This window comes from Sinomicrobium halophytocola (assembly GCF_052983395.1).
In genome coordinates this window covers 42,715-58,710 of record NZ_JBRKIT010000036.1, presented here as the reverse complement: position 1 = coordinate 58,710, position 15,996 = coordinate 42,715, and the positions used below count along the sequence as shown (strand labels likewise).

Sequence of the window (15,996 nt, the reverse complement as noted above, 5' to 3'; positions counted from 1 at the left end):
ATACAATCTGAGGATCAGGATGGTTCATAGCAATTTTCAGGGCTTTTATATCATGTCCTGATTATCTTTAAAAATACTGTCTTTAGCGTGTTTGATGTAGTTTCTTCCTATGGGGATTCTCTTGTTGTTTATTTCGATAATGTTTCCTTCTACCGCTTTTACCTTGTCTATGGCAATCGTATAAGACCGGTGTACACGTATAAAGTTGCCGGAAGGAAGTTCTTCCGTGATGTTGGTCAGGGATTTGTGAACAATATACTCGTCTATGGTCGTTACAACCTTTATATAATCTTTAAGGCTTTCGATAAAGAGAATGTCGTTGAGGTTGACTTTTACCATTTTTTTATCTACCTTTAAGAACATGTGAGGTTCTTGTTGGGCCTTTATGTTTACGAGCCCACCACGTTTTATAGCAATCTCTTTGGTGAATTTGTTTACCGTTTTTGCAAAACGATGGAAAGGGATGGGCTTTACCAGGTAATCAAACACATCGAGCTCATAGCTTTCTACGGCATATTCCCGGTAGGCCGTGGTGATGACAATGAATGCGTTGTAATTGATGTTTTTGATGAAATCCAGCCCACTCATTTTAGGCATGTTGATGTCGAGGAAAATAACATCTATATCATTATTTTCCAACGAGGCCATGGCTTCGACCGGGTTGTTATGACAGGCGGTGATTTCCAGATTCTGGAATTCCCCTGCATGAGATGACAGCACACTTGCGGCAAGAGGTTCGTCATCTATAATGATACATTTAATTTTCATTGGTAGCCTGGTTTAGAAATGCGGTATAGTACCGTTGTCATTTTGTTACCTGGTTTATGGCCAGAATTTTGAAAAATTGACAAAAACATCTCAAAAAGAGCCAAAAAATAGATGTATTTTTACTAATAACAAAATATTTTAAAATAATTTTTTGTGCGCTTAAATTACTGATATTTACTAATATGTAAAATGATGTAATTGATGAGTTTTTTGGTGTTGTTCAGCTAATATTTTTTTGTTCTGTAATATTAAGCTCTAAATTTTTGCGCTTTAAATTTCATATTGTCCTATGTCTTCGCGGCTTTTGCGGATCTTGGGAAAGATAACCGTTAAGTCCTGGGAAAGAACAAGTGTTTTTTTGACAGGAAGCAATCTCTTTAAGTCCGGAAAATAACGCTATTCGTGACATAGTTGGGTGCGCTGGTCGAAAAAGTTTTAGCATATGGACCATATTGAATAGTTTAGTTTCGAAAAAATAATCACATTCATACCGTTAGTTATGCATCGATATTTAGTACAAGCTAATGATATTAGCCACAAGGAAGTGGGGAAATTCGAAGAAACCCGTTACGAAAGGTTTCACAATGAGGTCTTTGAAAATTCTTACCAGGCTTCTGTCCTTGTTGCCGAGGAAATAGCGCAACTTATTAAGGACAAACAGGAAAAAGGGAAAAACTGCGTGCTCGGTCTTGCTACGGGATCTTCACCTATAAAGGTATATGAAGAACTGGTGCGTATGCATCGCGAAGAGGGGTTGAGTTTTGCTAACGTAATTACTTTTAACCTGGATGAGTACTATCCTATGAATAAGGATAACCACCAGAGTTACCATTACTTTATGCATCAGCACTTGTTTGATCATATCGATATAAAACCGGAGAATGTTCATATCCCTGACGGCAGGGTGTCCCTGGAAGAGATCCACCAGTATTGTATCGATTATGAAATGAAGATCAAGGAACACGGCGGGCTGGATTTCCAGTTGCTCGGAATCGGCCGTACGGGGCATGTCGGATTTAACGAACCGGGGTCTCACTACAATTCCGGGACGAGGATCATTACCCTTGACTACTTGACCAGGGGAGATGCCGCATCGGACTTTAACGGTATTGAAAACGTGCCGAAAAGGGCTATAACCATGGGCATAGGTACGATACTTAAAGCCAGGCGTATTGTACTGCTCGCGTGGGGTCATAAGAAGGCGGATATCGTCAAGAAGACGATAGAAGAAGATATTACCTCCAATGTTCCCGCAACATACCTGCAACAGCATAAAAATACTACGTTTATACTGGATTATGAGGCAGCTTCGGAGCTTACACGTTTTAAAACTCCATGGCTCGTAGGGCAATGTGTATGGACTGATGAGTTGAAGCGCAAGGCGATGGTGTGGCTCAGTTTAAAAACAAACAAACCTATCCTGAAACTGACAGACAGGGATTATAACGATAACGGTATGTCCGGCTTACTGGCTCAGGAAGGCTCTGCTTACGAGTTGAATATACAAATGTTCAATGTGTTGCAGCATACCATTACCGGCTGGCCCGGAGGAAAACCCAATGCGGATGATACCAATCGTCCGGAAAGAGCGGAACCTGCCAAAAAACGGGTGATTATATTCAGCCCGCATCCCGATGATGATGTGATCTCTATGGGAGGTACCTTCTGTCGTCTGATAGATCAGGGGCACGATGTGCATGTAGTGTACCAGACTTCCGGTAATATTGCCGTAACGGACGCGGAAGCCCTGAAGTTTGCCGAGGTAGCCAAAGACATTAACGGGGATGAAACCCCATCCGTATTTAAAGAAGCTATAGATTTTCTCAATAACAAAAGGGAAGACCAGATAGATTCCCTGGACGTAAGGAAGCTGAAAGGGCTCATACGAAGAAGGGAATCCTACGGGGCTACACGTTACGTGGGTCTGGAAGATAAAAAAGTACATTTCCTCGATCTGCCTTTTTACGAAACCGGCGAAGTAAAGAAAAATCCGCTCGGGGAGGAAGATATACAGATCATCGTAGATATCATAGCGGAGATAAAACCGCACCAGATATACGCTGCCGGAGACCTGGCCGATCCGCATGGTACACATAAAGTGTGCCTGGACGGTATTTTTGAAGCGTTGAAGCGATTAAAACCCGAATCTTACATGGATGACTGCTGGGTGTGGTTATATCGCGGAGCATGGCACGAATGGGGGTTGGATGAAATTGAAATGGCAGTGCCTATGAGTCCGGACCAGGTGATCCGTAAACGGAATGCTATTCTTTTCCACCAATCGCAAAAAGACCGGGTGATGTTCCAGGGAGATGATTCCAGGGAGTTCTGGGTCAGAGCAGAAGAGAGGAACAAAGCCACCGCAAGGTTATACGATGCTTTAGGGTTGGCCGAGTACGAAGCCATAGAGGCGTTTAAGAGATATCATTTTTAGTGTTTTTCAATTATTAATCATTACGTTCCGATCCGCCTGTTTTTTAGCAGGCGGATTTTGAATTATAGATGGCGGGATATTGTTGGTTCTTTGTCAGGAAAGAGGGAGTTTTTCCGGTAACTTTATATGGATCAAAAAAGGTTTTCGTCAGTCCCCATACTTATAATAAAATTGTAGAAATAGCATTTATAGGTCGATGAATGGCTTTTCGTGTTAAATAATGAACGCTGAAAGTTAAAAGTTTTTAACGAAAACGTTAGAAATGCACAAACATCCGCAATAAGATTTTTAAGTAAAAAATTATTAAATATCTTTGGTAGCTTTTAAAACAAAAATCATGTCAAACATTATAAAAAAGGTTGCTGTTCTAACTTCCGGAGGGGATTCTCCCGGTATGAATGCAGCAATCCGTTCCGTTGTTCGTACCTGTGCATATTATAAGCTGGAATGTGTTGGTGTCTACAGGGGGTACCAGGGAATGATAGAAGGCGATTTTAAGGTTATGAATGCCCGGAGTGTGAATAACATTATCACCAGGGGCGGCACCATCCTGAAATCGGCAAGATCTAACGATTTTCGTACTGTTGAGGGCAGAAAGAAGGCATATGAGAAGCTGAAAGAACACGGAATAGAGGCCTTTGTGGTCATCGGAGGAGACGGGTCTTTTACGGGGGCGATGATCTTCAGTGAGGAATTCGGTTTTCCGGTAATGGGTATTCCCGGTACTATTGATAACGATATTTATGGTACGAGTTTTACGCTTGGTTACGATACGGCATTGAATACGGTGGTGGAAGCCATTGATAAAATACGGGATACGGCTATTTCCCACAACAGACTGTTCTTTGTTGAGGTTATGGGACGTGATGCGGGGCATATTGCACTGAATACCGGTGTTGGTGCCGGTGCTGAGGAAATTCTTATCCCCGAAGAGAACCTGGGGCTGGAAAGATTGCTCGAATCCCTGGAGAGAAGCCGGCTGTCCGGAAAATCTTCCAGCATTGTCGTAGTAGCCGAAGGAGATAAAATAGGGAAAAGCGTTTTTGAACTTAAAGAATACGTGGAACAAAACCATCCGGACTATGATGTCAGGGTAACAGTACTCGGGCATATTCAGCGGGGCGGAAGCCCTACCTGTTTTGACCGTGTCCTGGCCAGCAGAATGGGCGTGAAAGCGGTAGAAAGCCTGCTGGAAGGTAAGTCCAACTATATGGTTGGTTTCCGTGAAGATAAAATCCTGCTTACCCCATTGGAAAAGGCAGTAAAAGGAAAAACCGAAATAGACAAGGAGCTTTTGCGCGTGTCGGATATTATGACCACATAACCCCCGTTTTTTCGTAACTTAGAGGAAAAATAAAAACAGCAAATCAAAGTAAATCATAAATAATTATTTAGATCATGTCAAACTTAAAAATTGGTATTAACGGTTTCGGAAGAATCGGACGACTAGTGTTCAGGGAAACCGTAAAAAGAGATAATGTAGATGTAGTAGCTATTAACGACCTGTTAGACGTAGATCACCTGGCATACCTGTTGAAATATGATTCTGTACACGGTACATTCCAAGGTACCGTAGAAGTAAAGGACGGTAACCTTGTGGTAAACGGAAAAACTGTCAGGATCACTGCCGAAAGAGATCCTAAAAGCCTGAAATGGGACGCGGTAGGAGTTGATGTAGTGGCAGAGTGTACAGGTATTTTTACTACCCTCGATACTGCTCAACAACACATAGAGGCCGGAGCCAAAAAAGTAGTTATCTCTGCGCCTTCAAAAGATGCTCCTATGTTTGTAATGGGGGTAAACCACAAAGAAGCAAAATCTACCGATAATATAGTGTCTAACGCTTCCTGTACCACCAACTGTCTTGCGCCGATTTCTAAAGTGCTGAATGACGCTTTTGGTATCGAGGAAGGTCTGATGACTACCGTACACGCCACTACGGCGACACAACTTACTGTAGACGGTCCGTCCAGAAAAGATTTCCGCGGGGGAAGAAGTGCGATGCTCAACGTTATTCCTGCAGCTACGGGTGCTGCCAAAGCCGTTACCAAAGTAATCCCCGAACTGGAAGGTAAACTTACCGGAATGGCATTCAGGGTTCCTACTGCGGACGTATCTGTAGTAGACCTTACCGTCAGGCTTAAAAAAGAGACTTCTTACGAAGAGATCAAAAAAGCGGTAAAAACCGCTTCCGAAGGCGAATTAAAAGGAATCCTCGGATACACGGAAGAATTGGTAGTGTCTCAGGATTTCGTAGGAGATACCCGTACCAGTATCTTTGATGCGGATGCAGGAATAGAGCTTAACTCCAAATTCTTTAAAGTTATAGCATGGTATGATAACGAAGCGGGATATTCCAGCAAATTGGTAGATCTGGCACTTCACGTATCTTCATTATAATAAGATAGTAGTCAAAAAAGATAAATAGAGTAAAGGAAAATATATACAGCTTCTCTATTTGTACTTTATTAATAAATTATTGAGAATATGATATTAATTGTTGATAGTGGAGCCACAAAATCAGATTGGATCGCCTTAGATGAGGAAGGAAACAAGTTATTTTTAACAAAGACCCTGGGGCTTAGTCCGGAAGTGCTTACCCGGGAAATTATAGACGAACGTCTTGCCAATAATTTCGAACTGAGTAATAATAAAGATAAGGTAACCCAACTCTATTTTTACGGTGCCGGCTGCGGTACGGACAGGATGAAGACATACCTTACGAAGATTTTTAAGAATTTCTTCGTAAATGCCAAGACATTCATCAAAGAAGATACCTATGCGGCAATACACGCTACGGCAGAGCCGGGAGAGCATGCTATTGTCTGTATCCTGGGAACCGGGTCCAATTGCAGTTATTATGACGGCAGCGAAGTTTTTCAGAAAGTGATATCCCTGGGGTATATACTTATGGATGATTGCAGCGGAAATTATTTCGGTCGTCAACTGCTACGGGATTACTATTACCACAGGATGCCGAAAAGTCTGGCACATAAGTTTTCGGAAGCTTATGACCTGGAGGCGGATGTCATTAAAAATAACCTTTATAAACAACCTAATCCGAATACGTACCTGGCAACATTTGCAAGGTTTGTTATTGAAAACCGCGAACATGAATACAGCCAGAAGCTTATTCGGAAAGGAATGCAGTTGTTTATAGATAATTCCATACGCCAATACGAACAGGCGGAATCAGTCCCCGTACATTTTATAGGTAGTATTGCATATTATCTTCAGGAAGAACTGAACGAAGTTATGGCGCAGAACAATTTGAAAGTGGGTAAGATATTACGTCGTCCTATCGACAACCTTGTAGAATATCACAGGTCTATTGTATTCAATAAGTAGCATATAGAATATACAAATGTGAAAAGAGGTTGCCTAAAAAGGTAACCTCTTTTTTTATTCCGTATATATGGTTAATGCTTTCTGTGTAGGCACCACCGGCCGGGGAAAAGCACACTCCTTTCTTTTCCGGATATCATTTTTAAGTTATCTAAGTGTTCTTTTTAGAAGTATAAAGGAACATCTTTTTATAGCTAAATTCAATTCTATATGCTTGTAGGGTATAAAAAAACAGATCCCGAAAATTATCGGGACAAAGAATTTTCCCTCCAAGCCATAAAATGCACGACGAATCTGCTACAATGAATAATTCGTATATCCGTGGCAAAACAAACAGACGCTAAAGTTCGTAACAGTTTATTTTCCCGCAATCATGGAGATCTCCACGTTTACGAACTTAGGTAAATTGGCGACTTCCACAGTTTCTCGGGCAGGGGCATTTTCTTCACTGAAATACCTGCCGTAGACTTCGTTTATTTTGGCGAAGTTGTTCATGTCGCTTATAAAAATGGAAGATTTTATCACGTTTTCAAATCCCATTCCGGCGGCTTTGAGGATGGCCTCCAGGTTTTGCATTACCCTGGTAGTCTCTTCTTCTATGGAGTTCAGGTTTAATTCCCCGGTGATGGGATCCAGCGCGATCTGTCCTGAAATATAAAGCGTATCTCCTGTGAGTACGGCCTGGTTATAAGGGCCTATCGGTGCCGGTGCCTGATCGGTGTTGATTATTTTTTTCATATGCTTAGAGTTTTTATCGTTTCGTTTTTGGTTCCTTTGAAACGTGTTACTACAGGTTTCTGTCCGGAGCTCGTCTCTTTTCCCATTTGAGATCGCTGAGCATGGAACTTTTTATCCCGATAAAGAAGTACCAGGCGGTGCGGGTACCGAAGGGAGTCCAGCTAAAATTCATACGCCAGCTTTCGAGGTCCCTTTCAAAACGGAGCTGGGTGTAGGAGAACCCTCTGTTCTTAAAATCATATCCGGAAGACACACCTACCCGCCATTTGGGCGATAGCTCTACGTTGCCCGAGAACATCAGCGAGTTATTGCTGATTTCGTTCTGCCTGTTCGAATTGGAATATGTCATAGAATACGCCAGTCTCAAGTCCCACGGCAGCGTAGCGCCATAATACTTGGTCTCTTCCTCCTCTTCCTCGTCTTCTTCATCGTCGGCAAACATCCGGCCGTCACTAAAGTCCTGGTTAGTACCAAAAAGATCGTCATCTCTTCCTCCGCTGGACGTATTGTCCGTTTCACGATCCACGCCGCTGCCCTTAAATGTTTTACTTGAAATGGTGTAACTGGTTGTAAGGTTGGCATTGGTAAGCCGGAACAGGCTGCCACCATTGTCAATGTTGAATTTTTCTATCCTTCTCCCGCTGTTGTCTATGGCATAAGGGTCTAATGTGGCCCCGAAATTGACTGTCATTTTATTGTCAAACAGGGGGATTCCTCCGGTAACTCTCAGCGGACTCCAGGGTAGGGAATCTGCCGCAATATTATAGCTTGTTGAGAAATTCAGGTTATTGAGCAGGATTATCTTTTTGGGTTCGGTTGCCGTGGTGTCTTTATCCGTTACTTTAGCTTCGAGGGTGTTGCTTAGAGAAATTCCGATGTTGTTGGAATTTCCTCTGCTCGGCGTACCGTAAACACCACCTTCGAACCTGGTATATTGTTCGACATCTCCTTCTTCGTTGGCAATATATTCGTCGTAATACTGGTCAAATCCGGGGGTGTAACCATAGCTGATGGATGGTCGCATAACATGCCGGATAGCCTGTATTTTTTTACCTTCTTTAAAAAGGAACGTACCATAGACCGTAGTACCCAGACTGGCGCTGAAATTGTACTGTCCGAAACGGTCAAAACCGCTTATGGTATCTATGGGAGCCTCTTCCAGTTCCTCGCTGTAATCATGCCTTTTAATGGTTTTCAGTTGCCATACCTCGTCGTAATTCACACTTGTGGATACGCTCAGGTATTTCATTATCTTAAAGTTGGTGCTTACCGGAATACTGTGTCGAAACCCGGTTTTGGCGTCTTCGAACATTTCCTTTTTAAAAAACAGCGAATCCGTGGTCTGGAAACGGTTTTCAGCCCTCAGGTTGTACTGGAAGTTAATGTTCTGGAAAAATCCTTTTTTAATACCGGATTTCGGGGCAAAAGGATAAATGCGCTCCACACTGGCCTGCAAAGTCGGAAGGGTCATATTTATAACCTCGGTATTGGTATTTTGGGAATGCGTGGCGGTCACGCTCAGGTTGACCGCAGGGTATCCCGGAAATGATTTGGAATAAGACACGGACGAGGACAGGGTATTGTTCATAAAGTTCCCTGTATTGATCTGGTTGTAAGAGTCTTTATAGTAGCGGCTGCTTCCCAGGTTTACACTTGCCGAGAACCTTGAACTGGGGTTGGATTTGGCATCCTGCGAATGCGACCACTGTAAGTTGTATGTCGTCCCCCTGCTGTAATCCGGAAATCCTTTTTGTCCCTGCACCAGGTTCTCAAACCGAAAATTAAAGTTTCCCCGGAAACGATATCTCACCGCGTAGTTTGTCTCTGTGCGGAAACCATAACTGCCATTGGTGTAATAGTCTCCCAGTACGGCCAGGTCTAAAAAGTCATTAATGGCAAAGTAATAACCCCCGTTCTGTAAAAAATACCCCCGGTCGTTGATCTCTCCAAAGGTTGGGAAAATGAGCCCGGATTCACTGCTTTTTTGGGACATGGGAAAATAGGCGAAGGGTACGGCTATGGGGGTTGGTACATCAGCAATATACATGTTGCTGAACCCGGCGATAACTTTTTTCTTCGGAACGAATTTTGCCTTACGAACCCGGATATAGTATTCCGGATCATCCAGGTTCTTGGAAGTGGTGAGTTTTCCTTCATGCAGGAAATACACCGAATCATTTTCCTTTTTAGTGATCTCTGCAAATACATTCATCTCACCACCTACGGTCTGTTCTGACCTGGAGTTCCATATCAGGGCCTTTTGTGTGTCGAAATTATACCGGATGGAATCGGGTTCGACAATATTGCTCCCCTGTTTAAAGTAAGGGGTCTGGGTCAGGGTGCCGGTAGAATCTTTGATCCGTCCTGCATATACCTCCTTTTTTTCGTAGTCAATAACGATGATCCCTGCTTTCAGTTCGGTATCCTGGTAATAGACTTCCGCTTCGTTATACAGGTGTATTTTGTTTTCGCTGCGTATGGTCTTCTGGTAGTCTTTGGCCTTGTATTTGATCTGATCGTCCAGGAACCCTTTTTTTTGGGGTACGCTATCTTTTTGTATACTGTCTCGTTGTATACTGTCTGTGAGCTGTGTACTTTCTGTTAAAATGTTATTGGCAATAATGGAATCACGTACCTGTATGTACGGTGGTAACTCATTTACAGGGACCTGTGTAGAGTCTTGTTTGGCTTCAATGTTTAAAGGCCGCTTTACCGGAGTTTCCTGTGCGATGAGAAACGATTGGCCGAACAGCAAAATAAGCATTAAAAGTATGTAAGGGTTGTTTGCTCGCAACGCTTTAAATCCTATTTTTGTAAAAATATAGCTTGGTGTTCCGTTTGTGATACAGGACTTTATTCCCATCCTGGGTTTCACACAGGCAAAGATGTAAAAAAAATATACGAATTCCTCGTAACGGGTTTTGATTTTATGTTTTTTTTGGCAGCTTCATATAATCCTCTGCGCGGAAAACATCCGGAGTTGTGTATTCCTTTTCAGGATGTAAAAATAGGCGGATTACCGTTAATAACGTCATCCTTTTTGACAATATTTCAGATTCGTGACGTTTTAATTATAATTAAAGTATAGGTAACTGCAGTAATGTTTGCTGTAAAACAAAAGTAAATGATAAGAAAAATTTGGTTATTACCGGTTTTGCTTACCGGATTTATCTGGTTGAGTTCGTTTGGAGGAGGAGATAAGAAAGAAAAGGCAAAAAAAGTTTTTACCGTCGTCCTGGATGCAGGACATGGAGGGCACGATCCTGGGAATATAGGTAATGGAGCCAAGGAGAAGGATGTGGCTTTGGATATTGTCCTGGCTGTCGGAAGGGAGTTGGAAAAACATCAGGATATAAAAGTAGTTTACACGCGGAAAACAGATAAATTTATAAATCTGTATGTCAGAGGTAAAATAGCCAATGAGGCTAATGCGGATCTCTTTGTGTCTATACATTGTAATTCGCATAACTCCAATGCTTACGGAACCGAGACATTTGTACTTGGGCTGCATGCAAACAAACGAAACTTCGAAGTGGCCAAAGCGGAGAACGAAGTGATTTACCTGGAAGAAGACCACGAATCCAATTATGCTCAATACGATATTAATTCCCCGGAATCTGTTATTGGTCTTACTATTATGCAAGAAGAATTTTTAGGACAAAGTATTCGGCTTGCCAAGTTTTTGCAGGATAATTTTACCGTAAAGCTCAAACGGAAAAACCGGGGCGTAAAACAGGCCGGGTTTATTGTACTGCATCAAACCTTTATGCCTAGTGTGCTGATTGAAACCGGTTTTTTAAGCAACAAGAACGAAAAGAGCTATCTCGCATCTAAAAAAGGCAAGACGGAAATGTCAAATAATATAGCTGAGGCTATTGTCCGTTATAAAAAAGAACTCACCAGTAACATAGCGGTCGATGATGTGCCCGTAAGCCCGGCCCCGGAAAGTGATGTCGCTACCGGGGTGGTGTTTAAGGTACAGGTGGCCGCCGGAAGCAATAAAATAGAACCCAAACGCTATAATTTCAGGGGGCTTGAGCCTATATCTATGGAGAACGTTGGCAGTGTTTACCGTTATCTTTACGGAAAGACCCCCAGTTATCAGGAAGCTAAAAACCTGCAACGCCAGGCTAAAGATAAAGGATATACAGAGGCTTACATCGTTGCATACAGGGACGGGGAGCGGATTTCGGTAGATGAGGCCTTAAAGGGAAATTAACCCTTTTTGCCCGGCTGCCGCTTATAGCGTACTTTCTTATATTACCCGGAAGGAGATGTCTCCGGGCAAAATTATTGGTTGTAATACGTTGGAAATACTTAATAGCGAATTTTGTGAATGGCGACTTCCTAAAAATAGCATCTTTAATATCCGTAATCTAAAAAGCGTCTTAAGAAAATTATTTCTAAATTTGTTCACAACGCAAAAGTGAGAACATTTGAAGATATCAAGAGAAATTAAGACAGCTATAATAGTACTAGGCGGTATATTGTTGTTTATACTGGGATTTAGCTTTTTGAAATCCAATCCAATATTTAAATCATATCGTACCTATTATGCTGTGTATGATCATGTGGGAGGACTGGCAACGGGCACTTCGGTGAGTATTAACGGTTTCCCGGTAGGGAAGATCATGGATATTCGCTTTCTGGATGAAAAAGGTAAATTACTGGTGACGTTTTCCGTGGAGAATGATTTCGAATTTTCCCAGAGCAGCAAGGCCGTGCTTTTCGATACGGGTATCATAGGCGGAAAAGGCATCCAGATCGTTCCGGTCTTCGATGGCAGCCCGGTATCGGTTTCCGGGGATACTCTCCCTTCTTCCATAAAACCGGGACTTACGGAACTGGTAACACAAAAACTGACCCCTTTACAGGCGCAACTGGGCAGTATGCTGGAGCATGCGGATTCTGTCCTTTCAGGGTTCAATACCATATTGGATGATGAAGCCAGGGCAAACCTCCAGGGCAGTATGGCCAATTTAAAGGAAATAACAGATAATTTTAAAAGCAGTTCCGCTGCGCTAAACGGGCTTTTACGGGATAATAAAGAAAAACTGGACAACTCCATTAATAATATTGAAGGGCTCACCGGTAACCTGAAAGATGTTTCCGGCACACTTGCTGAAGCCAACCTGGGCCAGACAATGGCGGAGTTACAGCAAACGATCAACGGTTTTAACAATGTCATTGCAAAAATAGACCGGGGAGAAGGTTCCGTGGGAAAACTGTTGAAAGACGAAGAACTTTATGATAACCTTGCCGGGGCTTCCCTGCAGTTGGAACAACTTCTGGAAGACATGAAGCTCAACCCCAAACGATATGTTCATTTTTCCCTTTTCGGCAAAAGACCGAAACCTTACGAAACCCAGGAAGAAGAAACCGGGAACAAAACAGAGGATCAATAAGGAAAGGATGTAAGAGTTGGTCCGGGTTATAATCCAAAAAACGTACTATGGCTATCATACCTAACATAATTTTTGCTGTTATCCTCTTTGCAGGGATTTTCTTTTTCGTAAGGAATGTACGCAAGCTGATCCGCAACATCAGGATGGGGAAAGCTACGGACAGGTCAGATAACAAAGCTGAACGTTTCAGGAACATGGCCCGTATTGCCCTGGGGCAGCAAAAAATGGTAGTTCGCCCCGTGGCGGGGATACTGCATATCATCGTTTATCTCGGGTTTATTATAATAAATATAGAAGTACTTGAGATTATTATTGACGGCCTTTTTGGTACCCACCGGATATTCTCATTCCTCGGGGGTTTTTATGCTGTTCTTATAGGAGGTTTTGAAATCCTGGCCTTGTTGGTATTGGTCTCTGTTGTTGTCTTCTGGATACGGAGAAATATTATTCGTCTACAGCGTTTCTGGAAGCCGGAGATGAAAGGATGGCCCAAAAATGACGGTAATTTCATCCTGTATTTCGAGATGGTATTGATGGTGCTTTTCCTGGTGATGAACGCCACCGATGTTTCTTTTCAGCAAATGCAGGCGGGTAATGTGGTAAGCGGATTCATAGCGCCGTTATTTAACAGTCTGCCGGAGTCTACACTGCATGTCATCGAACGAAGTGCATGGTGGTTGCATATTACGGGAATACTGATTTTCCTGAATTACCTGTATTATTCCAAACACCTGCATATTTTACTGGCATTTCCGAATACTTATTTTGCAAGCCTGAACCCGAAAGGACAGATGGATAATCTGGAAGCGGTGACTAAAGAAGTAAAACTGATGATGGACCCCAATGCCGATCCGTTTGCCGCTCCTGCCGAAGGAGAAGCTCCCCCGGAAAAATTCGGGGTATCGGATGTAGCAGATCTCAACCGGGTCCAGTTGTTGGGTGCTTATACCTGTACGGAATGCGGAAGATGTACCAGCGAATGTCCGGCGAATCAGACCGGGAAAAAACTTTCCCCGAGAAAAATTATGATGGACACTCGGGATCGTCTCGAAGAAGTTGGAAAAAATATAGATAATAATGGTACTTTTGTAGAAGATAATAAATCATTATTGGATGATTATATAACCAGGGAAGAACTCTGGGCCTGTACTTCTTGCAATGCATGTGTGGAAGCCTGCCCGGTAAGTATCAATCCCATGTCGATTATCCTGGATATGCGGCGTTATCTCGTTATGGAACAATCGGCTGCACCGGCCGAGCTGAACAATATGATGACGAATATAGAGAATAACGGAGCGCCATGGCCGTATAATCAAATGGACAGGCTTAACTGGAAGAATGAATAAAGACAAGTAAATTAAAGTATAACCAATCCAAATGAGGTCCGCGAGAGGACGAGAAACTATGAAAAAGGAAGACGTAGAAAGGCTGTTGCACGATAAAGTAGAAGCAGGAGAACATGTAAGCCCGGTATTGCCCGAGGGAATAAAAAACTACCTGATCGACATTGACGGTACCGTTACCGAAGACGTGCCGAACGAAGAACCGGAAAGAATGGCAACCTGCGAGCCGTTCCCGGATGCCCTGGCAACGTTGAACAAATGGTATGAAGAGGGACATGTGATAACCTTTTTTACCTCCCGTACGGAGGATCACAGGAAGGTAACCGAGGAATGGCTGGATAAACACGGATTTAAATATCACGGGTTGCTTATGGGAAAACCCAGGGGTGGTAATTATCATTGGATAGATAACCACCTGGTAAGGGCTACAAGATATAACGGTAAGTTTACAGATCTTATCGAAAAAGAAGTTACCATCGAGGTATTCGATGACGGAAAGCACGACTAAAAAGTATTTGTGATTTCGGGTCGACGGTTTGCAGATACATAATATAGCTTCTGGCCGAAGATCCGAAATCGTAAATCCAAAAATCGTATATTTATGAAAGTACCTACCATGGCCGAAATGATGGCGGAAGGAAAACAGCCCGAAGTACTGTTCTGGGTAGGCTGTGCCGGAAGTTTTGATGACAGGGCCAAGAAGATCACCAAGGCACTTGTAAAGTTGCTTAACAAAGCCAATGTGGAATTTGCCGTACTCGGAACAGAAGAAAGTTGTACGGGAGATCCGGCAAAGAGAGCGGGGAACGAATTCCTTTTCCAGATGCAGGCGGTGACGAATATAGAGGTGCTTAATGCTTATGAAATTAAAAAGATAGTAACCGCATGCCCGCATTGCTTCAATACCCTGAAGAATGAATATCCTTCGCTTGGCGGGAATTATAAGGTCATGCACCATACCCAGTTCCTGAAGGCCTTGCTGGAAGAGGGCAGGCTTTCTATAGAAGGAGGTAAATTCAAAGGTAAACGGATTACCTATCACGATCCGTGCTACCTGGGACGTGCCAATGACGTCTATGAAGCCCCACGCGATCTTATACGAAAGCTGGATGTGGAACTGGTAGAAATGCGCAAATGTAAAAAAGCCGGACTGTGTTGTGGTGCCGGAGGGGCACAGATGTTCAAAGAACCCGAAAAAGGAGCTAAGGATGTCAATGTCGAAAGGACCGAACAGGCGCTGGAAACCCAGCCGAATATCATAGCGGCCGGTTGTCCTTTTTGCAATACCATGATGACAGACGGAGTGAAAAGTAAGGAAAAAGAGTCTGAAATAGCGGTTATGGATGTTGCGGAACTCATAGCCAATGCAGAAGACCTGTAATTCATCCGGATTTTAATTCAAGGGTTCAGGGAAAAGTCTTCATCCCCCAGGATTCTCATAGGAGTATAAACAAATCTAAAATCGTAAATCCATCATGTATATTGCCTTTAATGAACTCCCCGAAACATCGAGGATATGGATATACCAGGCCAACAGGAGCTTCACCGAGAAGGAGCTGACAGAGATCAAGGCCAGGACAGAAGTATTTTTAAAAGAATGGACGGCTCATGGCGCTGCATTGCAGGCCGCTTTTGAGATCAGATACAATCGTTTTATTGTAATTGGGCTCAACCAGGATGTGCACACCGCTTCCGGATGCTCCATAGATGCGTCCGTACATTTTATCCAGCAACTGGAAAAAGACTATAATGTGGATCTTCTGGACAAAATGAACGTATCTTATAAACAAGGTGATTTTGTCGCTTATAAGACCCTTATGGAATTTAAGAAGATGGCCAAAGACCGGGCCGTTTCCGGAAAGACGATCGTTTTCAACAACCTGGTGTCTAACAAGCAGGAATATGAAGAACACTGGGAAGTACCCGCTGAAGAAAGCTGGCATTCCCGCTTTATAAAGTAAAT

At 43.0% G+C, this 15,996-nt stretch carries 13 protein-coding genes; 10 read left to right on the top strand and 3 right to left on the bottom strand.

Features of this window, described 5'->3' with window-relative positions; translation table 11 throughout:
- Nucleotides 1–45: 45 nt before the first annotated feature.
- Nucleotides 46–768, bottom strand: a complete 723-nt coding sequence (locus ACVBDY_RS15435) for a LytR/AlgR family response regulator transcription factor (protein WP_447176359.1) — start codon at nucleotides 766–768, stop codon at nucleotides 46–48.
- A gap of 499 nt (nucleotides 769–1,267) precedes the next feature.
- Here ACVBDY_RS15435 and nagB point away from each other — a divergent pair, with 499 nt between their 5' ends.
- From nagB to ACVBDY_RS15415, 4 genes are all read left to right on the top strand, one after another.
- Nucleotides 1,268–3,202 (top strand): glucosamine-6-phosphate deaminase, encoded by a 1,935-nt coding sequence (gene nagB, locus ACVBDY_RS15430; RefSeq protein WP_447176358.1) that lies wholly within the window; start codon nucleotides 1,268–1,270, stop codon nucleotides 3,200–3,202.
- Nucleotides 3,203–3,539: 337 nt separating this feature from the next.
- A complete protein-coding gene (gene pfkA / locus ACVBDY_RS15425) occupies nucleotides 3,540–4,526 on the top strand; it encodes a 6-phosphofructokinase (protein ID WP_447176357.1) in 987 nt (328 codons plus the stop codon).
- A gap of 74 nt (nucleotides 4,527–4,600) precedes the next feature.
- Nucleotides 4,601–5,602, top strand: coding sequence for a type I glyceraldehyde-3-phosphate dehydrogenase (gene gap, locus ACVBDY_RS15420; protein ID WP_447176356.1), 1,002 nt, complete (start codon nucleotides 4,601–4,603; stop codon nucleotides 5,600–5,602).
- An 87-nt stretch (nucleotides 5,603–5,689) separates the two neighbouring features.
- Nucleotides 5,690–6,550 (top strand): N-acetylglucosamine kinase, encoded by an 861-nt coding sequence (locus ACVBDY_RS15415; protein ID WP_447176355.1) that lies wholly within the window; start codon nucleotides 5,690–5,692, stop codon nucleotides 6,548–6,550.
- 354 nt (nucleotides 6,551–6,904) lie between these two features.
- Here ACVBDY_RS15415 and ACVBDY_RS15410 read toward each other — a convergent pair whose 3' ends face one another.
- Both ACVBDY_RS15410 and ACVBDY_RS15405 read right to left on the bottom strand, forming a co-directional pair.
- A complete protein-coding gene (locus ACVBDY_RS15410) occupies nucleotides 6,905–7,285 on the bottom strand; it encodes a RidA family protein (RefSeq protein ID WP_447176354.1) in 381 nt (126 codons plus the stop codon).
- 49 nt (nucleotides 7,286–7,334) lie between these two features.
- The gene (locus ACVBDY_RS15405; RefSeq protein WP_447176353.1) at nucleotides 7,335–10,049 is read right to left on the bottom strand and encodes a putative LPS assembly protein LptD; all 2,715 of its coding nucleotides are present in this window, start codon (nucleotides 10,047–10,049) and stop codon (nucleotides 7,335–7,337) included.
- 360 nt (nucleotides 10,050–10,409) lie between these two features.
- Between ACVBDY_RS15405 and ACVBDY_RS15400 the strand changes: the two genes are divergently transcribed.
- The 6 genes from ACVBDY_RS15400 (at nucleotide 10,410) to ACVBDY_RS15375 (ending at nucleotide 15,994) form a co-directional block, all read left to right on the top strand.
- Complete coding sequence (locus ACVBDY_RS15400; protein ID WP_447176352.1) at nucleotides 10,410–11,504, top strand: N-acetylmuramoyl-L-alanine amidase; 1,095 nt, start codon at nucleotides 10,410–10,412, stop codon at nucleotides 11,502–11,504.
- Between the two features lie 217 nt (nucleotides 11,505–11,721).
- Nucleotides 11,722–12,690: an MlaD family protein gene (locus ACVBDY_RS15395; protein ID WP_447176351.1), complete on the top strand. Its 969-nt coding sequence runs from the start codon at nucleotides 11,722–11,724 to the stop codon at nucleotides 12,688–12,690.
- A 47-nt stretch (nucleotides 12,691–12,737) separates the two neighbouring features.
- The gene (locus tag ACVBDY_RS15390; RefSeq protein ID WP_447176350.1) at nucleotides 12,738–14,036 is read left to right on the top strand and encodes a 4Fe-4S dicluster domain-containing protein; all 1,299 of its coding nucleotides are present in this window, start codon (nucleotides 12,738–12,740) and stop codon (nucleotides 14,034–14,036) included.
- Nucleotides 14,037–14,094: 58 nt separating this feature from the next.
- The gene (locus tag ACVBDY_RS15385) at nucleotides 14,095–14,541 is read left to right on the top strand and encodes an LNS2 domain-containing protein (RefSeq protein ID WP_447176349.1); all 447 of its coding nucleotides are present in this window, start codon (nucleotides 14,095–14,097) and stop codon (nucleotides 14,539–14,541) included.
- Nucleotides 14,542–14,634: 93 nt separating this feature from the next.
- Nucleotides 14,635–15,414: a (Fe-S)-binding protein gene (locus ACVBDY_RS15380; protein ID WP_447176348.1), complete on the top strand. Its 780-nt coding sequence runs from the start codon at nucleotides 14,635–14,637 to the stop codon at nucleotides 15,412–15,414.
- A gap of 94 nt (nucleotides 15,415–15,508) precedes the next feature.
- Nucleotides 15,509–15,994 carry an ABC transporter ATPase gene (locus tag ACVBDY_RS15375; protein ID WP_447176347.1) on the top strand — a complete coding sequence of 162 codons (486 nt, stop codon included), beginning with the start codon at nucleotides 15,509–15,511 and terminating at the stop codon, nucleotides 15,992–15,994.
- The last annotated feature ends 2 nt before the right edge of the window (nucleotides 15,995–15,996 follow it).